The organism is Leucobacter sp., from assembly GCF_053528595.1.
Genome location: NZ_JAIVPF010000025.1, coordinates 52,681 through 76,852, shown reverse-complemented (window position 1 = coordinate 76,852; position 24,172 = coordinate 52,681). Strand labels below are relative to the sequence as shown.

The window sequence follows — 24,172 nt, the reverse complement described above, 5'->3', positions numbered from 1 at the left end:
GTGCGGCGGCTCCCCTCGGATTCAGGTGGGGTAAGAGATGCATCCCATGTCGATGACCAGGCCTGTCGCGGAGGTACGGCGCACGAGAATGTTCCCGTTGGCGTTGACCTGCATATTGCAGAGGATGTTGTTGCTGCCGGCGCCGACAACATAGGAGAAGATCTTCGCCACAGACGGGTTCGGGATCGAGCCCGGAAGCGTACCCACGGTCTCGTAGTTCCCCGAGAACGCATCTTTCGAGATGCTCCCCTGCAGAAACACCACTCCGCCCTTCACTTTCGCCTGGAGCGTTCCAGACCAGCTATTCGTGAGCGATATAGTGACCCAGCCTGTGTCTCCAGCAAACGCGACCTGGTGCATGAACCTCAGCCCATACGGTGCGTAGACTCGCAGGCCGTCAGTTACGTCGGGCAGCGTCCACAAGCGGTCCACTCCACCTGCAGGGTTCAGGATCCGGACCCCTGCCGGAGTGAGTTGCAGGCCCCGATCCGTGGCAGCCGGATCCGTGATCTCGACCTTCGGCGGCGACCCGCTGTCCCCGGCGGATGCGAGCACCTTGCCGTGCGACGACTCTACGACAAGCTGCCCATCGACGAGGGCAGCTTTCCCGTTGTGCTGGCTGTCCGAGAACAGTCCCGCGTTCCCGGTAGCGTCACGCCTGAGCCCGATAGACGACCCGAGCGCGTCGTACGCTTCAACAACAACATCATCGATGTAGAGGGCGGCCGTCCCGTGCCCATACACCTCAACATACTCGGGCGGGCCGTCTACGAAGACACTCAGCTGGGTCCACGCCCCAGCCTCCACAGTTGCTTGCTGCACGGACAGGATCGCTCCACTCGCACCGAGCTTCACGCTCACGTCTCGTTTCGCAGCGGAGTAGAGCCACGCCGAGAACTTCCCGCCGGCTACCGTCGATGAGGCAGTGACTTCCTTCAACGCGGACCGGTGCGACGGCACCCCAGCGAACTCGGGAATGAGCGCAGTCAGGACAGACGCACTCCCGGATCGCTTCACCACTGTGGAGCGTGTGGGCTGTGGCACCGCACCGACCGCGAACCACCCGGCAGCGGTTTCGCAGTTGTCGTTGAGAATGACTGTTGCGTCCACGAGTGATTCAAGGTCGAAGCTGCCACCCGAGAATTGCGACCCCTTGAACAGGCCGCCATGGAACTCGCGCCCGTAGTAGAACTCCGCCGCCACCGACTCCGCCGTCACCACCCCGTCCGCGAGACGGATCACCCCGTTCTCGCCGACCACCAGCAGCTCACCGGTCAGGGTCGTCTCGTGCACGAACTCGGTACCGTCCCACACGAGCACCTCGACGGGGACCGGGTCGTCGTTCTCGTCGAGCACATCTCGCACCCACTGGTCGCCCTGCACCCAGCCACCCTCAGGCGGTGCGGGCTCCGTGACCCCGCGGCGGCGGGCGTTCTTGCCGTCTGCGGTGGTCTGGGCATTCGCGGCCGCCTGAGCAGCCGCCTGCGCGGCAGCCTGCGCTGTCTCCACCTCCTGCACTGCAGCGATCGCAGTCATGTCCGCGTTGTGGGTGGCCTCGTCGGTCTCCGTCGCCCAGTCGAAGGAGTCGATCCCGTCATCGACGAGCCCGTCATAGCTCGCCTCGATGTCGAGGACTTCCTCGATGTCCGCTGCCGACCCTGCGCCGCTGAGCGCTTCGGCGGCGAGGGCATCGCTCTCGTCGAGACGGGACAGGTCCGCGGAGTGCTCGCCGGTGAGTGTGGCGGTGTCGGCGGCGCCGGTAAGGAGCTCGCCGACGGTGGCCGCGGTATCGCCGGTGACGACGACGGATCGGGAGACCTGCTGCGCATGCGAGAGGCCCTTCACCACCCGAGCGAGGGCTGCGATCTGGCGGGCAAGGGTTTCAATGTCGTGGTTGCTCACAGGGTCTCCAATCCGAGGCGTGCTCGATGCGTGCCCACCCGCTGCCAGGAGCGGATCCGGTGCCGGACCTCGACGGGCCCGAAATGCGGGACCGTGCCGAGGCGGATAGTGATGATGTCGCCGGCGGACCATGCCCCGATCGGACAGTTCGGGTCGTCTCTCACGAGCAGTTCCGGGACGTGGAGGGTGGCGCGCAGCCGTCGCAGGTCCGCACGCCCCACCGAGGTGAGGACTCGCTTGTCCGTGATCGACGGATCCGAGTAGACGGCGGTGCGGCGCATCCGCGGATCCGTCTCGGTGACGGTCACCTCGAGGTTGAGATCCCAGCCCTCGATGGACTCGCCCTCGCCCGCTCCAACGGCGATCACCTCGGAGGCGTAGTCGTTGGGGATGAGGACGGTCGGAACGCCGATGATGTTCCGCCCGCGCTCGAACACGAGATCAGAGCGGGTGCGCCCTGCGGCGGGGTACTTGATCTCGAGCGTGAGCTTCGGCGCGCCATGGGTGCGTTCCGTTCGGGTGACGAAATCGAAGGGAGTAGCTGCGGCGAGGTCGGTGAGCACGCGCCAGCAGTCAGGCCGGTCCTTCGAGAGCACCTTGTAGGCGCCGCCCCCATCCCGAAGCGCCTCCTCAGCCGTGCGGAGAGCTTCCTCGGCTTTCTCGTGCGCGACCTTGAACAGTTCCTCCGCCTCGACGAGGGCGTCGAGCTGATCAGTGAGGGGACCTACGGCGAGCTCTTTCGCTGCGCGCACGGCCGCGATCTGCGCGTTCTTCGCATCGAGTGGAGCCTTCGCCGCATCCCGGGCCGGATTCAGGGCTTGGACGGCGGCCTTCGCGGTCGCGATCGGATCGGCCATGGCCTCAACTGCTGCCTTCGCCGCGGTGATCTCCCCGGCTGGGGCTTTCGCCTTGACGAGCGCGTCGTAGACGGCTCGGCGGCGGGTACGCTCCTTCGTGAGTGCCGTGTAGGCGTCACGGGTCGGTTTCTGCTGCGTCACCACGGCCTGGTAGGCCTGGGTGAGGGGCCGCTTCTCCTTGTTGAGCTGCTTGATCTGCTTGTCAAACGGCGCGGACTTCTTCTTGATCTCGGTCTGCTTCGCTTTCCTCGGCGCGGACTTTGCGTCCCACTCCTGCTTCGCGAGGTTCCGCAGATAGCGGGCCCCGATCGCCTTGTCCTCGAGGTCCGTACCGACCTTCACGGGAGTGGTCCCCGTGACCGTGACCCCGAGGGCGCCGGTGGGGAAGGACTGCACGTGGGCCCAGAGGTCACGCACCAGGTTCGCGGGGTCGGCTTTCACACCCCAAATGCGGCCGGTGAAGGTGAGGCCGTGGAGGTAGCCGTGCCACTCCCGAATCTTCACCCGGAGCCTGGCGCCCTCGGCCTGCACGGACTCGACGACCCCTGTCCAGAGGCGTTCGTCGGAGGTCTCGGCGTGGATCCACGTTCCCCACGGCTCGAGCAGGCGGCGCCCGTCGTCTGCGAGGCGGCGCCCCACCTCGGGGGCGATCGTCCCGTCGATGACGCCGTAACTGGATGCCGCGAACTCGGGGCCGTCGGTGACGAGGGGGAGCTCGTAGTCCAACCACGTGTTCGAGCCGAAGCGTTGCGCGAGGTAGCGAATGGACACGGGGCCTCCTTCGCTAGTCGGGGATCTCTTCGAAGGTCACCTGGAAGTCGACGTTGGTCGCCCAGTCCGCGCCGGGCCCCTGCGCCGGGGTGCCGGCGTCGCGGCGGGCGCGCGGGTAGAACTTCTGCCGGGTGCCGCGCAGCTCCTTCGGGATCCGCACCGTCTGCGAGACGCGGATCGGGCCGGGACGGTCCGCCGCCCACATGGTGTGCTGCGACTCCACACCGTCAGGGTTTGCAAGCGGCGCGATGCGGAACCAGAATCGACCCCGCGCCGGCGACCCGGCAGCGAATGAGTACCCGGAGATCGTGTAGACCACCTTTGCGAGCACACCCCAGTCGGGGAGGTCGACGGAGAGGATGCCCGCGTTCTCCGCGAAGTGCGGCCACGTCTCGCCAGTAGACGACTCGATGTACTCCACGGGCATATCGAAGTCGGGCGAACTCGCCTGGTAGGCGCGGACCTCGGTGAGTTCCCGTGGTGTGTGGAGGCTGCGCAGGTCGACGATCATCGCCTGGATGACCTGGCTCGTCTGTCCGGGAAGATCTACCCGCGCGAGCGTGATCGCGGTGTCATTCTCATAGCCGGGAACGTCCTGCAGTCGCGTCGTCCCCGCCGGGACGGAAGGGATGCGACGGATGTGCACATAGGCTGCGCCGGCGCGGGCTTCTTCGGCTTCGGCCGGGTCCTCGATTCCGGCGCCGGGATCAGGCCAAGGGGAGCCCTGCACAAACGGATCCTCGACACGCATCACGATCAGGTCGCGGCGGACGCTCCCGGTGTCGTTCTGAGGGATCGGGACGACTTCCTCGGTCACCACGGATCCCATGTAGGACTCACGGATCGCCCCCGCATAGCGGGACGTCATGTAGCCGGAGCCGATCGTCACGCGCACGTTTCCGCCAGCGGTGGGCGTCTGCAGCACACGCAGGTCGGCGAGCTCGCAGATACCTTCGGCGCCCTTGAGCTTCGCGTAGCTATCGCGGCGCACCATCTCGGCGGTGTGCTCAGCACCACCTCCGATGAAGAAGTGAGATGTGGCCATAGTCAGATCGCTCCCTTCGTGTCACGCCACCGGGCAGACACTGACGCGGTGCCTTCGATGGACGAGCCCCGCAACGCGAGGACGTTCGGGCCGGGCAGCAGCGAGCACTCCGACAGCAGCGAGGAACGCGGGTCGAGCAGCTGCACCGGCTTGTTGTTGAGGTAGGTACCGATCCGCCCCGGCCTGGTGTCGATGCGGGCGGTCTGGTTCCAGCCGAGCGCCCGGTTCAGGTAGATGCGCCACCGGCCGGGGACCTCGATCTGCGCGCTCGACTGGATCGGGCCCTGCAGTTCGAGCACCGGCCATGCCGGGGCATCACCGCCCACCTGCAGCGGGGCGGCACGGGTCGACTCAACCGACGTGCGCAGCGGCGCCTTCAGCGGAGCTTTCAGCCCGCCGACCTGCGCGGGGACGAGGCCGAGCGTTTCGGAATGCCATCCGCCGTCCTCCCCGGTCAGGTAGGCGCCGTGATGGGCCGGCACGAACGGGAGATCCGCGTAGATCAGGCCCACGTTCTGGTCGGTGTCATCGAAGCGGGCCCGCCGGGGTCGGCCCTCCACGATGAACTCCCCGCCGATCGTGAGATCAGCGAGCGCACCCGCCTGGCTCCGGAGCATGTCGGCCCGCCACACACGGGCGAGCTCCGCGCGGGCCTGCATCGCAAGCCGGACGCACTCCTCGACCGGGTAAGGGGCCGCGGTGAAGTCGATCTTCACGCCGATCGTGATCTCGCCCGGTTCGACGAAATCCTGACCGAAGAACACGCCGTCGGCCCTGGGGGCAGGAGCGTCGTCCACAGCGTAGACGTCCGCGTCCTGCCCCCAGTCGGTGACCTGAACCGTGTGCTCCCTGGTGCCGAACTCGAAGGTGGTGCCCTCGTAGGAGAGCTGCCATGCACCGAACACGGTTACCCCTCTCGGTCGAGTCGGTCGAGCACGTCAGCGAGCGTGCGCAGGTCGTTCGTCGAGGCGTCGACGCCGACGTTGATGGTGTCCGCGAGCGGACCCCGCCGGCCGCGGCGACGCTCACGCCGCTGCACCTGCACCGGCTGTGCAGACGGTGACGGGAGAGGCCGCGTGGAGACGGTGCCGCCGTTCGCGAAGGCTGGCACCCCGCGTAGTGCGGCGACCGGGATCACTGGGAACCCGAGCCTGTCGAGCGCATCCATTGCGATGCGCGCATTCCGCGCCTCCTGACCCTTCCGGCCGGAGATGAACGCTTCCCACCCGGTTTCGGGTTCGGCGAACTTGATCAGCGGAGGCCCGCCGGCGAAGATCCCCGTCGGGAATCCACCACCGTTCGCGAACGACCGCATGTCGACGGTGCGTCCGCTCAGGTGGCCGACGACACCGCCGTCCGCCTTCGTCATCGTTCCGCCACCGCCGGTATAGCGGACGCCGATCTCTGCGACGCGGTGCCGCACAAGGTTCGCGAGAGTGTTCTCGACCTCGGCGGCGCCGGTCTGGGTGATCCGGATGAGACCGCCCGGCAGGCGGGTGACCTTCATGCCGAGCGCTTCAAGACGCTTCATCACCTCGGGCGACTGGGGCTCGTCGATGATGATCGTCTTGTCCGGCGTCGCGAGTATCTGTGCCTGCAACTGCAGCACCCGCTTCGTCGTCTCGTCGGCGGTGCCGTCGTCCGTGAGTACGGTCGCGACGACGTCGGGAACGTCGAGGTAGGTGCCGATGAGGCCGTCGATCTGAGCCTCGGTGAGGTCCGCCTCCGACATCGTCTGACGCAGCGTCTCGATGTAGCCGTTGCCGGCGTCAGTTGCCGCCTTGATCGCGCCCTCAACGTCGTTGTGGGCCAGCTTCTGGTCGGCGGCAGCCATCGCAGCATCGAGCATCCGATCCCGCGCTTGCCCCATCGTGTCGGCGAAGGCGAGGCCAGCGCGCGAGTTGACATCGATCGCGCCGGCCCCGTCAAGTGTGGACTGCCAGAGCTTCGAGCCGGCCTCGTCGGTCTGGGCGAGCCCTTCAGCAAGGGTGAGGTTAGTCTCAGAGAGCCGCTTCGCAGCTTCCTCCGCACCGATCTGCCCGCCCTGGAGTTCGTCGAGAGCTTGTTTCAGCGCCCGCACGCGAGTCTCCGCGTCCTGGGTGATGTCGCGGGCGACCTGCAGCGCCTCGTTGAAGCGCTGGTTCGACCGTGCAGCATCCGACATCGCTGCCGCGGCTTCGCGATCCGCTTGGATGGCTTCCCGCTTCGCCGTCTGTGCGTCCTCGACCGAGGAACGGTGCTCGTCGAGGATCTCGGTGAAGCTCTTCACCGAGGCCTGCCCGTCCATGAACGTCGCGTTCCAGGTATCGAGGTTGGCGTCTCCGGTCGTCATCGACGCCGAGTACTTATTCACAGCCGCAGTGACGCGGGCGTAGGCTTCCCCGTTGCCAAGGACGGCCTGCTCAACGTCCCGGTAGGAGACGCCGATCTTGTCGGCCAGATCCTTCGCTTCGGTCTCGGCGAGGTTCGCCTTCACCTGCGCCTCGGAGGCCTCGGTGAGCGCGCCCGTGGTCTCGTTCAGGGTGTCCTTGAGCGAGGCCACACGGTTCTTGTGCTCCTCGACCTTCTGCTGCGCGGCAGCGTTCGCCACCGCCCAAGCACCGACGAGTGTCGAGACGGCAGTGAGCGCGATGCCGATCGGGTTCGAGAGGAACGCGCCCTTCATGGCGGTGCCGAGGCCCTTCACGGCGCCCTGCGCCCCGATGGAAGCGGTGGCGATCATGCCGACGCCGCGGCTTGTCTCTCCGAGTGCGGCCTGCACCGCGGCTCGCTGCCCGAACTGCTGCAGCAGACCGATCACGGTCGAGAGCGGGCCCTCGGCGATCTTGAGGCCGCGCTGCAGCACGAGGAACGCTGCAGCACCGGCGAGCACCGGTGCAGGAATCTGCGCGAGCACCCCGAGCACAGGAGTCAGCACCCCGGTCAGCACCTCCACGCCGTTCGACACGAGCGGGAGAGCGGAGTTCAGGGAGCCGGAGAGCACCTGTGCGAGATCCCCGACGAGCGGCAGCAGCGGCTTCCCCGCGGCGAGGAGCCCGCCGAGTGCGTCGCGCAGCTCCGGCGAGGCAGCGGCGAGACCGATGAACGCCGCGAGCACCGGGTTCGCGCTGATGTTCAGCACACTGAAGACGCTCGCGAGGGGGCCCACCTGCGTCCCGAGTGCGAGCACGACACCGGTCAGGGCGGCGATGCCGGGGGCATGGCCGGCGAGCTTGTCGAGCGATACCTCGAGCGAGGACGCGTCCCATCGCTGGATCGACGCGCGCGCCGAATCGAGTCCCTGGGTGAGGGACGCGAAGAACGGCATGCCTCGCTGGGTGAGGATCCCCATCACGGGGACGGCCTGCTTCTCGATCGCGCGGAGGACGTCGGCGACCTGGTTGCCCCATGTGACGGCCATGCCGCCGCCCTGCGCGGACACGAACGGCTCAGCGATGACCGCGCCGAGGTCGCGCTGGGCGGCCTTGATGCGGTCGACCGCGCCCGACCACTGCTCCTTCACCCCGTCGGCCGCACCACCGAAGCGGTCCTGCATGGCGCCGACGAGAATGTCGATTGCCTCAGAGCCGCCGATCGCAGCCTTCGAGATGTCGTCGCGGATCTGGGCGGCGCTCTTCCCCATGGCGTCGCCCATGAGGGTGGCCGCGTCCACGCCGCGGTAGCCGAGCTCGTTCAGGGTCTCAGCGGTGAACTTGCCGGTGGACTGGACCTTGGCGAGGATGTTGACCACTTCGGTGATCTGCTCGTTCGAGCCGCCCATCGCGGCGACGCCCTGCTGGATGGCGTCGAGGGCGGGGATGACTTTCCCGGCTTCCATGCCGAAGCCGATGAGCTGCTGCTGCGCCTGGATGAAAACGGACTTCGAGAACGGGCTGTTGCGGGCGAACGCGTCCAGCTTGTCCATCTGGGCGTTCGCCTGCTCGGTGCCGCCGAGGAGCACTTTGAGGGCGGCCCGGCTGTTCTGCTGCAGGGAGTTGTAGGCGATGCCGGTCTTGGTGAGGATCGCGAGATACGCGCCCGCGGCGGTGACGAGGCCGGTGGTGGCGCCGGCGACCTGCCGGAACGCTTCACTGCCGAGGCGCCCGAAGCTCGAGCCTCTCTGGGCGGTGTCGTTGAGCTTCCGCCCGGCGTCGTCGAGTCCGCGGTGGAACTCCTGGACCCCGTCGAGGGTGAGAGACGCGGAGAGGCGGCCAACTTCGAAGTTCACGAGCCCTCCTTCGGGTGGAGACGGGCGAACGTGGCGCCGGTCATCGAGTCGCGGATCCCGAAGAGGGAGAGGATCACCTCCCGCAGGCTGCGCCAGGGGAGAGCGAGGAGTGCCTGCTCGTCGTCAGCAGGCAGGCGGGGGTAGAAGCGCTGCAGGTCGGGTAGCACGCACGGCCGCCAGTGCTCGAGTACGTGCGCCCACAGCTCGCGGGAGTCGATGCCGTGCTCGTCGCCGCCGGTCTCGCGTTCTAGGCGGAGGTATTCGGGCCACCATCCGGGCTCTTCGTAGAAGCCGTCGCCGAGGTGTCGGCCGCCGAATCGAGCCATGTCCTCAGCAGTGCGTACTTGTCGCCCAGCCCGGAGGAGTCCATCACGCGTCCGAGGGCTTTTGGGTAACCACCCGCCTCGTTGAGGAGGTCTTCGACGGCTTCGATGCCGCCGCCACCGGTGTTCCACAGAATCGCCGCCTGCGCGACGATCTGCTGTCGGGCCTGCCGGAGCCCCTCGAACGCGGTGAAACGCTGCCGTGCGGCCTGCTCGGCCCGGTTGGGGGCCTTCCGGCGACGCTTCGACGCTTCGGTGGGCATGCCGAGGGCGAGCTTAGTGAGGCGCTCGGTGTCGGCGAGCACCTGGTCGGGGCCCTGCCCGTGCATGGTGGTGCCGAGGGAGATGCCGACGAGGAGGGTCTGGATCTCGATGCCGATGGATCCCGGTACGGGGTAGATGGTGTAGTCGGTGCCGTCGCCGAAGTCGATGACGAGATTCCCGAGGTGCTCTTTCGCGGTGGTGGGCATGGTCGTGCTCCTTGAGTGTCAGTGGGTCGTGCAGGGGAGTCCTGTGGGGCGCGGCACGACCAGGCGCGCCCCACAGGGGATTGGGTTAGTCGCCCTCGACCTCGGCGAGTGCCGGGTTCGGGACGACCTCGCGGTCACCCTTCGAGGTGAGCGTGAAGGTGAAGAACTCGATGTCGGCGTTGCCGGTGTTCTTCCGCTGGAAGCTGACCTCGGCGGTGAACTCCCACGAGAGCTCTTCGATCCACTCGTGGTAGACGCGGACCTTCACGACCTTCTTCGTCGGGTCGCCGCCCTTGAGGTGCGACTGCGCGGCAGCGAGGAGCAGCGAGATGAACGGCTGCACCTCACCCGAGCTGTTCTTCACGGCCTTCGCGTCGAACACGACGGTGAACGTCTCACCGATGGTGCTGACGTCGTCCTGGCCGCGGTTGGCGTAGGTGGTGCCGTCGGCGGTCTTCGGGGACGGGTTGGGCTGCAGGCCGGTGATGTCCGGTGCCGTCAGCCAGGTCGGCTCGGCCGGCGCGATGGGCATCGCGGCGACGTCGCAGTGGTACTCGTAGGACTGGCCGTTGAGGCCCTGCGTAGGGGCGGGCGGGGTGAAGCTCATGGGCTTCTCCTTTCTGGGAATGAGAAGAGCCCCCAGCAGGTGCCAGGGGCTCAGGGTCTTGAAGGGGTGCTCAGGCGTAGCGGTTCCCGCGGAACTCGAAGTTCTGGGTGGTCTCCAACGCGCCGGTCTGGTTCGGTTCACCCCAGGAGGTGGAGCCGAGCTGCCGGATCCGGTCGAACTGGAGGCCGCCGACCACGGTCGGGGTGAGGTCCGGGAAGAGCGCTCGGAGGTCGTCAAGCCAGTCCCGCACCGCGAGCGCGCCAACACCGATGTGGCGGGCCCGGATCTGGATGCGGGTGCGCTCCGTGTTGAGGATCCCCGCTTGCGGCATGTACGGGGTGATGACGCAGGTCTGCTGCGACTCCGCGTCTTTCCCGGCTGGCGAGTGGTCGAAGTAGATGCCGCGCACACCCTTCGCGTACGGGGTGCCGTCGGCGTTGTAGACGGCGAGACCGGCGCCGTGGATGCGTTGAGCGATGCCGACCATGAGGCGGGCGGTGTAGTTGCGGGGCTCGTAGTTCACTGCAGCCCCTCTCCGAGGCGCGCCGCGATCGCTTGGGTGATCTCGTCACGGTGGTCTTCGAGGGGCTGCTCGAGGTACTTTGCCTGGCCCTCGTCGTGGCGCCAGTCGAGTTCCTCGTGCTGGCGGGCCGCGTACTCCGTGTCGTAGGAGACGTGCGATTCGAGGTTGCTCTCGGTCGCCGGCGTGACCTGGCCGGTAGCGCGGAGGATGCCGGTGTCGATCGGGGCGAGCGGCTGTGAGTAGCCGCGCAGTAGCTCGGCGCCGTGGTTCAGCGCCTCGGGGGCGTTGGCTTGGATCATGGCCTGCACGAGGTCGCCGTTCCATTCGGTAGATACTCCACTCATCTGAGTCTCACCTCCAGCAGGTCGGCGATCGATGGGTGCTCGTAGCGGTCGCAGCGGATGACGTGCACGGTGCGCTCGTCGGCGGTGCCGGCGCGCACGGTGACCCGGGTTTCCGGGGTGGGAATCTCGGCGAGCTCAGCACGTTCGAGGTAGACGGTGGTGGATGCGATGACTTCGACGTCGTACTGGTCGCGCACGAGCTCGTCCGAGTCGATGATGAGCGCGCGCCGGATCGTCACCGGGGCGCCGTAGCTACGCCCGTCCGCGCCACCGCCGAGGTACGGTTCGACGACGACGAGGCGCCGGTGCGGGAGCAGTTTCCCGGGGATCCGCCTACCCATCGGTGACCCTCCCCGGGATGAGGCCCGCGAGCCGGAGGACCCGGTACGCCTTCGGCGCGTACTGCGGGACGCCGGCCGCGCCGCTCGAGCGTGCGCCGGTGCCGCCGAAGCTGAGCGGGCCGAGGGAGGCGGCTTCGCCGCCCTCCATGACGGTGACCTCGTCGCCGTGTTCGTCACGATGCTCGGCCTGAGCGCAGGTGGCGTCGCGCAGTGCGGCGATCACCTTCGGCTCGATCGGGTTGCCGTCGTGGTCGACGCGGTAGACCGCGGTGATGAGCATCTCGTCGACCTCGAGGGAAGCGTCGCGGAGGAGACGAGCCGCACCCGCGGGCGGGGTTTCCTCGCCCAGCCAGTCGGCGTACTCAGCTTCAGTGGCGTAGGTGCGGCTCATCTCTCACTCCTCGGTGTCGTCGGCGGCCAGCGCCGTACGGTGCTCGTCGATGCGAGCCTGGATCTCGGCCTTCGTGCCGTCGGTGTCGAGCCCGAGAGAGGCGGCTTCTACCTGCAGCGCCTCCTTCGGGGACAGCTGCGGGGCTTCGGTCGCCGCTGGTGCGGGTTCCTCGATGACGCCCGCGCCCTTGAACAGGCGACGGACGCCGGCCGAGGGGTCGATGTCGGCGGTCACGCCGTCGATGAACTCGTGCCCGCCGAGCACAACGCGGCCGGCGGGGGCGCGGGGATCACGGAAGACCGTCATCAGGCCGGCTCCTTGCCCTTGTCGCCGTCCGCCGGCGGGGTCTTGCCGTCACCCTGCTCGGCGGCGGCCTTGTGCTCGGCGATGCGGGCCTTGAGGTCGTCGATCTTGCCGGAGTCGTCGAGTCCGAGCGCCTTGGCCTCGGCCTGCAGCTTCTCCTTCGGCGACGGCTCCTTGCCCTTGTCGCCGTCCGCCGGCGGGGTCTTGCAGCCGGGCGGGCAGTGCGGGGTCACGTCGTAGCCCTGCCGCTCGAAGTAGGCGAGCGCGGCTTCGTCGTCAGTCTCGCCGATGCCGTCCTTGAAATCGACGCCGACGACAGTTCCGGTGAAGCCCTTCACGGGCGTCTGAATGTGGGGTGCCATGGGTCTGGCCTCCTTCTTGGGGTGGTTCGTGCGCGTGGGGGGCCGCACCGCTCGTGTGCGGCCCCCACGCCCTGGGGTTACTGGACGCGGATGTTGCGGAACACCGCGGCGGCCTTGGTGGCCTTGAGTGCGACCGCGACCGGGCCGAGCTCCACCTCGCCGCGCTTCACAGCCCCGGCGTTGGTGAAGTCGGGGAGCCAGGTCTGCACGATCTGGCCCCCGATGGTGGAGACGCCGTGGAAGCCGTCGAGGCCGACTCGGTAGGCGTACAGGTCGGTGAGGCCCGTGGTCGACACGGTCGCGACGGTGCGGGTCACGATCGGGACGATCGCGTCGTTCGTGCCTGCCTTCGCGCCGGCGTCGCCGAACAGGATCCCGCCGTAGCTCTCGCGCTCGATCGGGCGACCGTTCGCACCCACCAGGCCCTCGACGGGGTCCTTGGTGTACATGCCCGCGCGGCGCGCAGCGGCGCGGACGCGGGAGAGGACCTTGGCGTTGCCGACGAGGATCGTCGGGGTGCCGTCGAGGAGGGACAGGAACTCGTCGATGACGTCGAGCGCCTTGTGCTCCGCGCGGGTGTCGGTGTCGAAGTCGCGCCAGTCGGTGACCTGGCCGGCGCGGAACTCCGTGGAGGAGCCCACGAGGGCCTTGTCGAGACCGTCGAACCCGTTCGCGTCGGTCGCGGTGTCGCCGTTGATGACGAGGTCAGCGAACTTCGCGTTGGTGGACTTGATCTTCTGCCGCATGTTGAGCGCGATGTTGCCCGACGCCTGGGGGCCGAGCTTCGCGGTCACACGGTCCACGGAGAACGAGCCACCCATGACGGCCAGGTCGACCGTATGGCGAGTGGTGGTGACGTTCTGGTCGGTGTACTCCGTGTTGATCTCACGGGTCGCGGCGGTCGCCTGGGTGTTGAGGCGCCGGTACCCGTAAGCGAGGGTGTCGCCGCCGCCGGCCGGGTTGACGACGTCGTCGAAGATCAGGCTATCGGGGATGACACCGGTCTTGCGGAACTCGTCGATCGCCTCGACATCGACGTCGTCGGTGGTGTTGTTCTTGGATTCTGCGAGCGAAACAGCCATGCTGTGGTGCTCCTTTCAGGTGTTAGCCGCCGAGGCGCGCCGCGATGGCGCCCTCGAGCGTGTTGGGCTTGGTGGTCGAGCTACCGGCGGGGGTTCCGCCGGAAGTGTTGGGGAGGGTCGGGGCCGCGGCGTAGGCCGGGTTGTCCTTCACGAACGCGGCCACGGCGGCAGTGAGCGCAGCGCCGTCGGTGAGGTCGACGTCCTTCACGGCGGCCTGGAACTTCGCGCTGTCGAGGAGGAGGTCCGCATTCGCGGCGGTCCCCGCGGCCGTGCGTACGGCGCTCTCACGCTGGTACTGCGCGAGCTGGGCCTGGGCGTCGTCGCGTTCCTGCTGCATCGCTGCGAGGGCTTCCTGAGCGGCTGCGGCATCCCGAGCGGCGTCGTTGGCATGGCCCATGAGTTGCTTGACCTGCTCGGGCGTGAAGTCTTGGAGCTGCTGCACCTGCGGGGCCGCGGGTGCCTGCGGTGCCGGTGCCGCCGGGGGAGCCTGGCCGCCGTTCTGCGCGGCGTAGAACGCTGCGAGCTGTGCCGGGTTCGGGGCGGGCGGGTTCTCGCCGCCTGCGGGCGCCTGGCCACCAGCCGGGGGCGCCGCGGGAGCGCCTCCCTGCTCGCCGTCGACGAAGCGGATACCGCGCAGCCTGAGCGGGGCCCGGCCGATCGACCAACCGCACTGCACGGGGTCGCCCTGGCGTCGAGTCGTGGGGTGAAACATGGGTCGTGCCTCCTCGGCATCTGGTGAAGCCCTGAGTGCGGGCATGGTGAAGACGCCGGGATCGGCGTACACTGGTGGCTGTAGGGGTCCCCGCGCGAGAGCACAGCTCCAAGAGAAAGTGCGGGATAGCCCCTACTTCTTTGTGTTCAGGGAAACTTCGACCAGCTCGCCGCGGCTGAACACCCAGAGCCGACGGATCTGCCGTTCCGGTGTGCGTCCGTCGTTGTAGCGGGCGAGCTGTGCGAGGAGCCGATCGTCTGCGACGTGCTCGCCAAGGTCGATGAGGAAGTGCTCCTTCGCGAAGCGGTGGTTCTCCCAGGCGCTGCGCACTGCGTCTGAGATCCGTTCCCGGATCGTCTTCGCGCGGTTCTTGGTGCTCTTCATCTCGATCTCGAGACCGTCCAAGGTGAGCCACCGGAAGTCGTTCGTCGGCTTCCCGGTGAAGCTGCGGCGGATCAGCCGTACGTCGTTGCCAGCGTCGGTGAACCGTTCGAAGAACTCGACCTCATGCGGTTCGAGTTCCCACCCGGGCCCGGTCTGGAATCCGAGCCGTCGCTGCCGCTGCTCCCAAGACTGCTCTTCGCGAGGTATGGACGGTGGCGTGGGGGCGGTGCGTCCGCGCGGGTTACTGGTGCCGCCGTCTGCGAAGTCGAGCTGCTCGCGGTACTCGCGGCGGATCAGACCGGTCTCGTCGATGTGCCGGCGCAGGTTCGCTTGAGCTTCACCGATCTCGTTGGGGTCGCCGTCGCGCTTCGCCTGCCGCACGTCTCGTTCGAGTTCGCGGAGCTTCTCGCGGTCGGCCTGCTTCTGCGGGTCGTGCGTCGAGTACTGCGTCGGATCCGGGCCGCCAGGGAGGCCGGGCACGAGGGTGCACCTGCAGTTGGGGTGTCCCCACCCGGCAGCGCGCATCTCGTCGAGGGTGGCGTCGACGTGGATCTCGGTCGGCACAGCGGTGATCGCGTGCGGGACGGTGATCGTTCCGGTGGGGCCGCCGTCGGTGACGATCTTGCCCTGCCATGCACCGCACTTCGAGCATGCTGACGATCCGATCACGGGCGTGAACGTCGTGATCCCGGCCGCCGACATGCTGGCGACGCTCTGGTCTCGCCAGGCACGCGCTGCGGCGCTCCTGGTGGCCATTTCGGAGTAGGCGCCGATCGTCCACCGGCGCCCGGACTTGTCGATGAACCCGGTGATGCCGTCGGCGAGGTACTCGTCGAGGATCCGCCGATGCAGCGCGCGGCTCGTGGTCATGCCGGCGAGCAGGGAGCCCACGTGCTTTGACGTCATCGCCTGGTAGGCGTCGGCCGGGGCGCGCAGGATCCGCGCGTTCAGCGCCCGGAGTGCGTCGCGAAGGTCGAACTCTACTGCGGCGACGGCGTAGGCGCCGCCGGCGGTGAGCGCTGAGACCCCACCGGGCGCGTAGGAGGGGAAGTCGAGCAGTACCCGGGAGATCTCCGCCGACGCTCCCATCGCGGCCTGCTCGGTCGCCCACCGTGCGAGGTCGTCGGGGTTGACGGTGTGCACCAGTTGCTCGGCCTGCTCGCGCAGCTCCCGGATTGCCCGGTGCCGTGCAGCGAGGTCGGCGGGCGTGGCGATGTGCTGGTCCGCGAGATGTTCGAGGCGATCCCTGAGAGCGTCCTCGATCCGGCGGTAGCGTTCGGCGATCGCGTGGCCGATGTCGTCGATCCACGCGGCGGGGGAGTCGCCGGGCCACTGCTCGACCATGGCGACCCCCTCTCGTTACTCGGTGACGACGTCGTAGGTGTCGGCGAAGATGTCGGGCTTGCACGGGTAGAACTCGCCCTGCACGCCCCTGATCACCGCATCGCCGTGTGGATAGCGCCCCGATGGGTCGACGGTCTGGGCGCGCATGGTGCCCTCGAGCGTGGGTATGTCGAGAGCGACGTAGACATCGGTGGGATCGCTGGCCTTCTCCTCTCGGATGACCCGGCCGCCACACCATCGCGCGACGGCATCGACGTTCTCACGGGTGAGGATCATGGCCTCGATCAGGACGGGCTTCTTGCGGTACAGCTTCGCTTCCACGGTCTACTCCTCTGGCCCTTCGCGTTCGTCGACGCGGTCGATGTTGAACGGATCCGGCGGTTGCTGCGAGTCCTTCACCTTCTGGATGCGCGCCACCTCCTCGGTGATCGCGTCGTCCTCCCAGTCGGGGTTCGCGCGCCGCACCGCGGTCTCTGTGCTGATCGCGTCCGCGACCTTGAGTAGCCCGATCGTTTCGGCCTCGACCTTCGGGTCGGTGCGAGAGATGTCCGGGAACACCACGTTGAGGTCGTATCGGCCGCCGCCCTTGCCAGGGAACAGGATCCCGTCAATCTCGAGCGCCACGGAGCCCATACGGGATAGCACCATGCGGTCGTAGAGGTTCTTCTTCGACCTGGACGTCTCCGTGCGACGTTCCCGCTGCTGGATCTCCGTCGCGGTGGCCTGGTTGCCGCTCTTGTCGCCGAGACCCCACGCCGACGGGGAGAAGCCCGCTTTGTGGAGAATCTGCAGCATCACCTTGTCGAGGGTGTCCGAGTGTTCCTGCACGCGGATGGCGAACTGCTGCGGGGTGAGTTCCGCCTTCTCTGAGTCGCCTGCGAGCTTGAGCCCGACGAACATCTCCTGGAAGAGGTCGAACGATGCGCCAGCACCGGGGCCGTTGGTGCGCAGGTAGGCCTCAGGGACGATGATCTTGCCGGCGCCGAGCTTGAGGTCACGCATCCACGACGACCACGTCTCGTCGGCGTTATCGAACAGGGGCGGGAGCTGGTTGAAGTCCGAGCGTCCGGCGTCCTTGAGCGCGGCCTCCTTGCGCCACGCGAGCGCGGGAGCGTTCGGCAGATAGCCGGCGGTGAGCCGATCGATCTGGGTCTCGATGCGGAGCGTGAGACCGTCGAACGAGGCAGCGCTGGGGCGTCCGCCGGTCGTGGTCTTCGCGAGTGCCGCATACGATGCGGTCTCGGGACGTGACTCGAGGCTCTGCTGGCGGCCGAGCGACGTCGGCGACCCGCGGAACAGGGCGTGCTCGATGCTGCCGAGCGAGTGGTGCTCGAGATGCCGCCAGTACACATGCCCTTCGACCCACTCAGACCAGAGCGTGACCTCGACGAGGCGTCCGTGCCGGAACGTCGGGATGACAGTGTCGGCGGCGGCGTAGTCGAGCCACACACGGTCTTCGAGATCGGTATCCCACCGGGGGATGATGACCGTCGCACCGAGCGCGGATTTGATCTCGCCCATGCTGTTGAGCATCGCGTGATGCTGATCGCCGTTGAGGATGTCGTCGAGGCGGGTCTGCGCGACCTCGGGGGTCTTCTCCTGCCCGTCAGCGAATGCGGTGACCGGCGGATCCGAGTACTGCAGGTCCGAGGCGAGCGTCGCAAGATCCGCAGGGAGGGGGAGATGCACGCGGGTGCGGTGATCGTTCGGGGGGACCGGGCGCCCCCACATGAAACGCGACGCGGCACCGACGAGACCGCCCTTGTACGGCTGCCCGCCTCGGGTATGCGTTGCCTGGCCCTGGTCAGCGCGGTAGATCTGCTGCAGGGTCTTCGTATCACCCGTGAGCCAGGCGTCGTTCTCCGCGTACTGGGCGTAGGCGTCGGCCCACGCCTTCGGAGGCCAGGGAGTGTTCGCGGCAGGCATCGGCATTGTGGGTACCTCCCGGTAAGGTCTTGGCATGGCGAAGAAGGTGAAGCTGTACCCGCTATCGAACGAGTGGCGGTTCGGCAAGGTGTCGGCCGCGCCGAAGAAGAAGAGTTCGGGCAAGAAGAAGCCGTCTCTCCCGCAGAACTATGTGGAATGCCCCAATTGCAAGCAGAAGGTCCGAGAGCTCGAAGACGGTCGTCTTCTTGCTCACCAGTGGGCGAGCAACGGACGCTGGTGCAAGGCTGGGAGCCGGCCGACTGATCGTAAGAAGAAGCAGGCCGCAAAGAAGAGGCGCAGTGTGTGGGCATCCTCTGGCGGTCTCCCGACACTTGGCAACCGCTAGGCAGCTAGCCCGTAGACCTCGTAATGCCACTGCCCAACGGTCGACTGCACCGCGTACCGGGCAGCATCCATCGCGTGATCATCACGCTTCACGACCTCGTCCTTGCCTTCCTCGGCGGCTTTCGCGTCCCACTCGTACTCAGTGACCTCGGCGAGGAAGAGCTTGCACCGGTCGGTGACGAGCAGCTTCCCCTGGGCGAGCAGCGAGCCGATGGTCTGGATGCCCTTGAGGACGTCGTTCTTCGCCGCCCACGGGGTCGTGCCGTCGTGGTGGAGTTGCGATCGCATGGAGGCGGCTGAGGGGTCTAGGAACACGAACTCGGGCGGCGGCACGTAGGCCTGGTCGGTGCCGTGGTCCTTCGCGAGCCATTCCCGGAAGAGCCTGCTGAGCTCGATGTCGGGGAGCGTCTCGCCGTGGTGCTCGGCTGCGCTATAGTGCCATTCGTCGATGACGACGAGACGGGGCCTCTCTTCGTCGGTGAGGCCGAGGAGGATCGCGACGGTGGGGTTGGTGGTGCCGTAGTCCATGCCGACCGCTAGCGTGCGGGCGATGGGTGGGAGGTCGGCGTGCTTGATGAGGTGCCGGTCCTCGTTCCACATCGAGTAGACGGCGCCCTCGGCGTTCGTCCACAGCCCTTGAATGAAGCGCTGGTAGAAGACGCCGGCATAGGACGCCTTCATCTCGGCCTTGAACTGGTCCGAGAGCGACGGGTTGTCGTCCATCGTGAACGCGAAGTGGATCAAGCTCTTGGCCTTGGCCTGGAGGATCCAGTTCTTCCGCAGCCAGTGCGACTTCGAACCCGGGTTGGTGGTCGCGAGGAGTCTGGCGCCGTCGACGCTGAGGCGGGTGACGAGCATGTCCCAGAACGCTTCCGGGATGATCGTTGCCTCGTCGACGTAGGCGAGGCTTACGGTGAGGCCGCGGATCTTCGTCTCGCTGCTGGCGTCGTTGGCGCCGTAGAGGTGGACGGTGCGGCCGAGGATCGTCGCCGTCTTCGCGCCGGGCGTGTACTTCACGTACTTCACGAGGGGGCCGAAGATTTCGGGGTTCGTGAGCAGCGACATGAGGTTGCCGTTGATCGTGTCGAGCGTACGGCCCACGATGATGATCACGCCCGTGCGGGGTGCGCGCAGCACGGCGAAGAGGAACGCGAACAGCGAGATGAACGTCTTCCCGGAGCGCACCGCGCCAGACCAAAGCGCGATCTTCGCGCTCGTGCAGTCAGCGACCGAGAGGAGTTGTGCTCTCGACATGATCGAGGTGAGGCCGGTCAGAGCGTCCAACGCGGCCTCCCTCGATCAGGTCAGTAGGTCTGGCCTCGCTCGTCGCAACGCTGAATCTTCACACCGTGGACCTCGACGGTGCCGCCGGTCTCCTTGATGGTTTCGATGAGGTCGAGGAGCTGTTCGCCGCGCAGGTTCCGAGGTTTGCGCTCGAAGCTGGCTGTCACGCCTGGCCGTATTGCCGCGCTACGGGCTTCGTCACGCCACCAGTCGCGCTCACTGCGTGCCTCGTTCAGGTCGCCACGGACTCGATCGGCGTTGTCGTGAGCGTCGCGGAGCTTCGCGTACTGCTCGCCGGGGACGAGCATGATGCCGTGCGTGAGTCGCGCTTGGTCGGTCTCGGAGACCCGGCGCACGAGGGCGAGGAGGCGGTCAGCCTCGGCGCGGTCCTCGTGCATGAGGGCTTGGCGCTGAGCTTCGTTCCGCTGCTCGGTGAGCACGTCGACGAGTTCGTGGATCGCCGCTGTCGGGTTGGTCGTGCTGGTCATGCTTCTTCGTCTCCTTGAGTTGGGATTTCCGGCTGACGTAGTACCTCCGCGGCGGCGAGGATCCCGGCCTCGAGCGACTGCACCACCGACTGCGCACCCGACACGTCAGGATCCTTCTCCACGATCCGCGTCAGCTTGTCGAACGTGATACCCGCCGTCGTCACCGCGTTACGGATCACCTCGACCGGAGGCTTGTCGAGCGTGTGCTCTGAGTACGTGTTGTCACGGCCACCGAACGAGTACACGAGGTACGTGCCGTCGAGACTGTCGAGCAACTGCTCAGCACGGTGCAGCATCTTCTCCGCGAGACGCTGACGACCCGCCGCCAGATCGATCGCGTGCGCGGCCACCGCCTGCGCCGTGCGTGCCCGGTCGAACGCGAGGCCATCCTCCTTCGCCCACCGCGACACCGTCGATTTCGAGATGCCGAGCGCCTCCGCGATCTCACGCACCGACTTCTCCTGCGCGTGCAGCTTGCGCAGAAGTGCGCGTTTCGGATCGGGACGTCCCGCGCTCTTGGCCAAGGCGTCCTCCTCGAATGTGATTTGAGAATGCCGAAGTCCCGCGGACTCGTGCGTCGCGCGGCGATTGTCCTGAGGGAATGACTGAGCCCCGAGGCCGTGAGGCTCCGGGGCTCAGATGGTGGTGAGACAGCGTTTGGCGATCAGAAGCCTGTGATCTCCTTGAACCTGACGTCTGCGATGTCGCCGGTCGTGTCGAAGCAGTATGCCTCGAACTTCCACTTGCCGTTGGCGTCGATGGTGTTCGTGTTGGCTATGCAGGTGCCGAGGTTTGCTCCTGCTGCGTCCAAGGTGTCGAAGGTGATCTGAATGTAGTTCGTTACCGCTTTGTCGCTGTTGTTGGAGACGTACCCTCTAACAATTGTGGAGACGCCGAAATCGTCGGTGCCGACTTCCCATCCTTCGTCGAGGGTGAGTCGCTCCTTGGGTTCCGCTTCGGGCTCGGCTTCGGGCTCCGGTTCCTCGGTGGGTTCTGGCGCGGCTTCTTCGGCGGGCTCATCGGCATCTTCGGGTGCCGGCGCTTTGATCTCCTCCGCCGCTTTCGTGGTGGTCTCGGGGAGAGAGCTGAACATAGCGTTCATGCCTGCTGTGGTGGCGATAGATGCGATGATGGCGCATCCGGCGAGGATCGTGCCGGTGAGCGCGAGACCCTTGGGCTGCTTCTTGACAAGTGCGAAGATGCCGAACCCGAGGCCAACGAGGCCGAGGATGATGCCCAGCACGGGAACGAGGCCGAGGAGGAAGGCGACGATGCCTACGATCAGGGCGGTGAGTGCGAGGCCGTTCGGTCGACGCGGCGCGGCGGGCTGCTGCTGCGGGGGCGCGTACTGCTGTGTTGCGGGAGGCTGTGCGGGAGGTTCGGGATTCTGAGGGAAAGTCATGGATGAAGCATGCCAGACCCCGTCACGCCCCAATTCACACATGTTGGATTCTGTGATGAATTAGTTACAGATCCGACGATGTGCACGGGCTATGGGATCCCTTGCCCGTGCACACCGCGACCGGAAGGAATGAGAAAGGGCCGGTGACTCGACGATTCGTCGCGTTCCGGCCCACTTGCTCGATACTTAAGTTAAGCGGTACCCCCTTCGGGTGTGAAATGTTCGGTCTCACGGCGTGTCGCCCGTCGTATCCTCGGTTTCGAAGAAGTCGTCGGCGAACAGTGGAACGTCCTGGGTGATGCCTCGGTTGCGGTTGTCGCGCTCGATGCAGCCCCGCCAGTAAGCGAGGAGAGCGTGGTGTTCGACTACGCGGCGCCCCTGGTCATCCCACGACCATCCAGTGGACGAGCGCTGCCGCCACTTCTTCATCGTCTGGACGTGTTTCCCGGTGCGCTTGGCGGCTTGCCGGTATGTGTACCAGGGGCGGTCTTGGGTCATGCGGGTTTCTTCTCCCAGGCCTGCCCGCAGGTGTCGCACCTCGCGCCGGTGAGCCCGTCCGCATCCCAGATGGGGAGGACGGTGCGTTCTCCGCAGGTGGGGCAGGGTCGAGGCCGGTAGGCCTTGAACCTGGGTTCGGCTCTCGGGTAGCGGCGGCGCATGTCGCGGATGACGTCAATGAGGTCGTCCGGCGCCGAGTTCAACGTCCCGTCGTGGGCGATCTGGTGGGTGCACGCGAGGAGCCAGGTGATGATCTCGGTGGAGAGCGCGAACGCCTCGTCAGGGCGGCAGAGGGGGAGCCCCTGGGGTTCGTTCCGTCCCCGCCACATGCGCTCGCGTAGCGGCCGGGGTGAGGCCCCTCCGACCTTCTCCGCGACCTCCCGTCCGAAGATGATGAGGGTGGCGTAGAGGAGGTCGGCGTCGTCGGCGGGATCCACCCGGTAGGGGAGGCGTGCCTGCTCGGAGCCGCCGGCGACTTTCACCGCGGCGGTGTCCTGGGCCCCGACCGTCGTTTCGGCGAGTTCGCGCATGTGCAGGAGCTGGAACGGGGCCTGGCGGAGGTGCCAGGCAAAATGCTCAGACCAGGTGCGCTCAGTGGTGTTCATCGCCTTCTCCCGGGTATGGTTCGGATATGACATATCTTGAGATAGGACTTGAATCCCCTGCCGTTTCGCTTGCGAATGACCCGAACCGCGTGGTGTCGATCGACTACGAACACGTCTCTCTGGCGGGGACCCTTGCCACCCGCGCCGCCGAAGCTGAGAGCGCTACTCCTGCCGTCAAGGAGCTCGCGGATGCCGTCCACAGCTTGGTAGGCGTACTCACTGAGCTCTGCTCGGGTCTTCATCACGGTCGCATCAACCTGCACAACTACCCCGTACCCGGCGCACATCTCGAGCGCTAAGTTCTCTCCGTCAACTAGCCTGTTCATCACGGCGGCTTTCATCGCAATCACGCGGTGAGGGCCGCCGTGACTTGTTTGTGTTGCTCGAGATCTCGCGATCGTGTGTGCTTACCCGCCCCAGAGCGAGACCAGTAGCCGGGAGGCCGCGCAGCATCTCGATCACGTCGAGCTTGCGCACAACCGTGCCCCACTCGCTCGTGACGAACGCTCGCTCCATCTCGCGAACGCCATTGATCGCGTGCGCCCGTTCGATCTGCTCCTCGGTGGGAATCCCAGACAGACTCGGGGACGAATCGTCCGTCATCTCGGGATCACGGACATTCTCGGTGGGAGCGGCCACGAGCTTGCCTGCCTCGCGGAGGCGTCGAACGATCTCGTCGGGCGCGTGAGCATACTCCTCGTCGTCCTGCCAGGAGTCGTCCATTGCGTCGGCGACGATCCGCGCAATCGCTTCGTCAGCCCTCTCCTCCGGGGTGGGGTTCGGGGTATCAGGGGTGGGGGTCATGGTCTCGCCTCTCGGTAGTCTGTGCGCATGGACAACATGCAGCTCTTGCTCGTCATACAGATCGCCGCAGCGATCCTCGGATTCCTGTTCTTCTGGCTCCTCCTGTACGCCGTCATCCGGACCGCAGTCCTCTCGGCTCTTCGCGCGCACTCTGAGGAGCAGCGAGAGTCGGGCCGCCTGCATTGACCGCCACAACCGACCATCGCGGCCTTCACCTCGCGGCCCTCGCCGCAGGGGTCCTCGCCCACGTGGTCCTGTTCGCGCTGCCCGGCGGCCCCGTCGACTACCTCATCTGCATCGGGGTAGGGATCATCGCGGTCGCGATCGGACATCGAGCCGCCCGCCGTCGCGGATCCCTGCTGTGGGCCGGGATCGTGGGGCTCGTGTTCGCCTACCTCGAACTGGTCGTCGCCGTGGGATTGCTCGTGGTGCGCGTCACCCGCACCGTGGCTTGAGACAGTCACGACTGCACCTCCTCGATACCGAGAGCCGCCCCGATGTCGGGGTTGAGGTGCCGGCGGATGAACCCGTTCTCGGGTGTCCCCACCTTCTCCTGTACGCCGAGCGCCAGGAAGGAGACCGATCGGCCGAGCATATTCACTTCGACCTCGCTCCCGCATAGCGCGATGAGGTTCTGGATGCGCTGCTGTTCCACGAGAGCGAGCGTCGCGTGGACCTGGGCGTAAGCCAGGGCGTTGGCCTCCGTCGCATCTTCGATCGACGTGGGAAGCTGCAATACGCGCAGCGCCTCGGCGGCGTGGTCGGTTCGTTCAGTGGTCATCGTCTTTCCTTTCGGTCGCGGTCTTCACCGCATAGGCCTGGTCGTGGGTTTCGAGAGCCCGAGCAGACACC

General features: G+C 67.0%; 31 protein-coding genes. 4 read left to right on the top strand and 27 right to left on the bottom strand.

All coding sequences use genetic code 11. The annotated features are described in order from the left end of the window. Nucleotides 1-21 precede the first annotated feature (21 nt). From ACWKZU_RS04810 to ACWKZU_RS04720, 19 genes are all read right to left on the bottom strand, one after another. A complete protein-coding gene (locus ACWKZU_RS04810; RefSeq protein WP_449281261.1) occupies nt 22-1,902 on the bottom strand; it encodes a hypothetical protein in 1,881 nt (626 codons plus the stop codon). Further along, a complete protein-coding gene (locus tag ACWKZU_RS04805) occupies nt 1,899-3,530 on the bottom strand; it encodes a hypothetical protein (protein WP_449281260.1) in 1,632 nt (543 codons plus the stop codon). Before ACWKZU_RS04805 ends, ACWKZU_RS04810 begins: the two co-directional genes overlap by 4 nt. A 13-nt stretch (nt 3,531-3,543) precedes the next feature. Next, nucleotides 3,544-4,575, bottom strand: a complete 1,032-nt coding sequence (locus ACWKZU_RS04800) for a hypothetical protein (protein ID WP_449281259.1) — start codon at nt 4,573-4,575, stop codon at nt 3,544-3,546. Between the two features lie 2 nt (nt 4,576-4,577). Further along, on the bottom strand, nt 4,578-5,480 hold the full coding sequence (locus tag ACWKZU_RS04795) for a hypothetical protein (RefSeq protein ID WP_449281258.1): 903 nt from the start codon (nt 5,478-5,480) through the stop codon (nt 4,578-4,580). A 2-nt stretch (nt 5,481-5,482) separates the two neighbouring features. Then, nucleotides 5,483-8,782, bottom strand: coding sequence for a tape measure protein (locus ACWKZU_RS04790; RefSeq protein ID WP_449281257.1), 3,300 nt, complete (start codon nt 8,780-8,782; stop codon nt 5,483-5,485). Beyond that, nucleotides 8,779-8,949, bottom strand: coding sequence for a hypothetical protein (locus tag ACWKZU_RS04785; RefSeq protein WP_449281256.1), 171 nt, complete (start codon nt 8,947-8,949; stop codon nt 8,779-8,781). Before ACWKZU_RS04785 ends, ACWKZU_RS04790 begins: the two co-directional genes overlap by 4 nt. Nucleotides 8,950-9,029: 80 nt before the next feature. Further along, complete coding sequence (locus tag ACWKZU_RS04780) at nt 9,030-9,575, bottom strand: hypothetical protein (RefSeq protein WP_449281255.1); 546 nt, start codon at nt 9,573-9,575, stop codon at nt 9,030-9,032. 85 nt (nt 9,576-9,660) lie between these two features. After that, nucleotides 9,661-10,182: a phage tail tube protein gene (locus tag ACWKZU_RS04775; protein WP_449281254.1), complete on the bottom strand. Its 522-nt coding sequence runs from the start codon at nt 10,180-10,182 to the stop codon at nt 9,661-9,663. Nucleotides 10,183-10,252: 70 nt separating this feature from the next. Continuing rightward, nucleotides 10,253-10,705: a hypothetical protein gene (locus ACWKZU_RS04770; protein WP_449281253.1), complete on the bottom strand. Its 453-nt coding sequence runs from the start codon at nt 10,703-10,705 to the stop codon at nt 10,253-10,255. Next, nucleotides 10,702-11,049: a hypothetical protein gene (locus ACWKZU_RS04765; protein WP_449281252.1), complete on the bottom strand. Its 348-nt coding sequence runs from the start codon at nt 11,047-11,049 to the stop codon at nt 10,702-10,704. Before ACWKZU_RS04765 ends, ACWKZU_RS04770 begins: the two co-directional genes overlap by 4 nt. Beyond that, complete coding sequence (locus tag ACWKZU_RS04760; RefSeq protein ID WP_449281251.1) at nt 11,046-11,390, bottom strand: hypothetical protein; 345 nt, start codon at nt 11,388-11,390, stop codon at nt 11,046-11,048. The genes ACWKZU_RS04765 and ACWKZU_RS04760 overlap by 4 nt, the downstream gene beginning before the upstream one ends. Next, nucleotides 11,383-11,781: a hypothetical protein gene (locus ACWKZU_RS04755; RefSeq protein ID WP_449281250.1), complete on the bottom strand. Its 399-nt coding sequence runs from the start codon at nt 11,779-11,781 to the stop codon at nt 11,383-11,385. The genes ACWKZU_RS04760 and ACWKZU_RS04755 overlap by 8 nt, the downstream gene beginning before the upstream one ends. A 3-nt stretch (nt 11,782-11,784) precedes the next feature. Continuing rightward, on the bottom strand, nt 11,785-12,087 hold the full coding sequence (locus ACWKZU_RS04750) for an SAP domain-containing protein (protein ID WP_449281249.1): 303 nt from the start codon (nt 12,085-12,087) through the stop codon (nt 11,785-11,787). Continuing rightward, nucleotides 12,087-12,446: an SAP domain-containing protein gene (locus ACWKZU_RS04745; protein ID WP_449281248.1), complete on the bottom strand. Its 360-nt coding sequence runs from the start codon at nt 12,444-12,446 to the stop codon at nt 12,087-12,089. The genes ACWKZU_RS04750 and ACWKZU_RS04745 overlap by 1 nt, the downstream gene beginning before the upstream one ends. A gap of 77 nt (nt 12,447-12,523) precedes the next feature. Further along, nucleotides 12,524-13,528 (bottom strand): major capsid protein, encoded by a 1,005-nt coding sequence (locus tag ACWKZU_RS04740; protein ID WP_449281247.1) that lies wholly within the window; start codon nt 13,526-13,528, stop codon nt 12,524-12,526. 22 nt (nt 13,529-13,550) lie between these two features. After that, on the bottom strand, nt 13,551-14,240 hold the full coding sequence (locus ACWKZU_RS04735; protein WP_449281246.1) for a hypothetical protein: 690 nt from the start codon (nt 14,238-14,240) through the stop codon (nt 13,551-13,553). A 132-nt stretch (nt 14,241-14,372) separates the two neighbouring features. Next, nucleotides 14,373-15,968, bottom strand: coding sequence for a phage minor capsid protein (locus ACWKZU_RS04730; protein ID WP_449281245.1), 1,596 nt, complete (start codon nt 15,966-15,968; stop codon nt 14,373-14,375). A 15-nt stretch (nt 15,969-15,983) separates the two neighbouring features. After that, complete coding sequence (locus ACWKZU_RS04725) at nt 15,984-16,289, bottom strand: hypothetical protein (RefSeq protein ID WP_449281244.1); 306 nt, start codon at nt 16,287-16,289, stop codon at nt 15,984-15,986. A 3-nt stretch (nt 16,290-16,292) separates the two neighbouring features. Continuing rightward, nucleotides 16,293-17,894, bottom strand: a complete 1,602-nt coding sequence (locus tag ACWKZU_RS04720) for a phage portal protein (protein WP_449281243.1) — start codon at nt 17,892-17,894, stop codon at nt 16,293-16,295. Nucleotides 17,895-17,928: 34 nt separating this feature from the next. On the opposite strand from ACWKZU_RS04720, the gene ACWKZU_RS04715 reads away from it, so the two are divergent. Continuing rightward, complete coding sequence (locus ACWKZU_RS04715) at nt 17,929-18,240, top strand: hypothetical protein (protein WP_449281242.1); 312 nt, start codon at nt 17,929-17,931, stop codon at nt 18,238-18,240. Here ACWKZU_RS04715 and ACWKZU_RS04710 read toward each other — a convergent pair. From ACWKZU_RS04710 to ACWKZU_RS04685, 6 genes are all read right to left on the bottom strand, one after another. Beyond that, on the bottom strand, nt 18,237-19,523 hold the full coding sequence (locus ACWKZU_RS04710) for a PBSX family phage terminase large subunit (RefSeq protein WP_449281241.1): 1,287 nt from the start codon (nt 19,521-19,523) through the stop codon (nt 18,237-18,239). The two genes, ACWKZU_RS04715 and ACWKZU_RS04710, sit on opposite strands and share 4 nt — an antisense overlap. A gap of 20 nt (nt 19,524-19,543) precedes the next feature. Then, nucleotides 19,544-20,011 carry a hypothetical protein gene (locus tag ACWKZU_RS04705; RefSeq protein WP_449281240.1) on the bottom strand — a complete coding sequence of 156 codons (468 nt, stop codon included), beginning with the start codon at nt 20,009-20,011 and terminating at the stop codon, nt 19,544-19,546. Further along, nucleotides 20,008-20,535: a DUF1804 family protein gene (locus ACWKZU_RS04700; protein ID WP_449281239.1), complete on the bottom strand. Its 528-nt coding sequence runs from the start codon at nt 20,533-20,535 to the stop codon at nt 20,008-20,010. Before ACWKZU_RS04700 ends, ACWKZU_RS04705 begins: the two co-directional genes overlap by 4 nt. A gap of 140 nt (nt 20,536-20,675) precedes the next feature. After that, a complete protein-coding gene (locus ACWKZU_RS04695) occupies nt 20,676-21,413 on the bottom strand; it encodes an FxLYD domain-containing protein (RefSeq protein WP_449281238.1) in 738 nt (245 codons plus the stop codon). A gap of 228 nt (nt 21,414-21,641) precedes the next feature. Then, nucleotides 21,642-21,911, bottom strand: a complete 270-nt coding sequence (locus ACWKZU_RS04690; RefSeq protein WP_449281237.1) for a hypothetical protein — start codon at nt 21,909-21,911, stop codon at nt 21,642-21,644. Then, nucleotides 21,908-22,516 carry a hypothetical protein gene (locus ACWKZU_RS04685; protein WP_449281236.1) on the bottom strand — a complete coding sequence of 203 codons (609 nt, stop codon included), beginning with the start codon at nt 22,514-22,516 and terminating at the stop codon, nt 21,908-21,910. Before ACWKZU_RS04685 ends, ACWKZU_RS04690 begins: the two co-directional genes overlap by 4 nt. A 26-nt stretch (nt 22,517-22,542) precedes the next feature. Between ACWKZU_RS04685 and ACWKZU_RS04680 the strand changes: the two genes are divergently transcribed. Next, nucleotides 22,543-22,815 carry a hypothetical protein gene (locus ACWKZU_RS04680; protein WP_449281235.1) on the top strand — a complete coding sequence of 91 codons (273 nt, stop codon included), beginning with the start codon at nt 22,543-22,545 and terminating at the stop codon, nt 22,813-22,815. Nucleotides 22,816-22,825: 10 nt separating this feature from the next. On the opposite strand, the gene ACWKZU_RS04675 is transcribed toward ACWKZU_RS04680, so the two are convergent. Beyond that, nucleotides 22,826-23,320, bottom strand: coding sequence for a hypothetical protein (locus tag ACWKZU_RS04675; RefSeq protein WP_449281234.1), 495 nt, complete (start codon nt 23,318-23,320; stop codon nt 22,826-22,828). 27 nt (nt 23,321-23,347) lie between these two features. Here ACWKZU_RS04675 and ACWKZU_RS04670 point away from each other — a divergent pair, with 27 nt between their 5' ends. Both ACWKZU_RS04670 and ACWKZU_RS04665 read left to right on the top strand, forming a co-directional pair. Further along, nucleotides 23,348-23,506 carry a hypothetical protein gene (locus ACWKZU_RS04670; RefSeq protein WP_449281233.1) on the top strand — a complete coding sequence of 53 codons (159 nt, stop codon included), beginning with the start codon at nt 23,348-23,350 and terminating at the stop codon, nt 23,504-23,506. Beyond that, nucleotides 23,503-23,775, top strand: coding sequence for a hypothetical protein (locus ACWKZU_RS04665; RefSeq protein WP_449281232.1), 273 nt, complete (start codon nt 23,503-23,505; stop codon nt 23,773-23,775). The genes ACWKZU_RS04670 and ACWKZU_RS04665 overlap by 4 nt, the downstream gene beginning before the upstream one ends. A 5-nt stretch (nt 23,776-23,780) precedes the next feature. On the opposite strand, the gene ACWKZU_RS04660 is transcribed toward ACWKZU_RS04665, so the two are convergent. Continuing rightward, entirely contained in the window at nt 23,781-24,101 is a 321-nt protein-coding gene (locus ACWKZU_RS04660; protein ID WP_449281231.1) for a hypothetical protein, read from the bottom strand. Between the last annotated feature and the right edge of the window lie 71 nt (nt 24,102-24,172).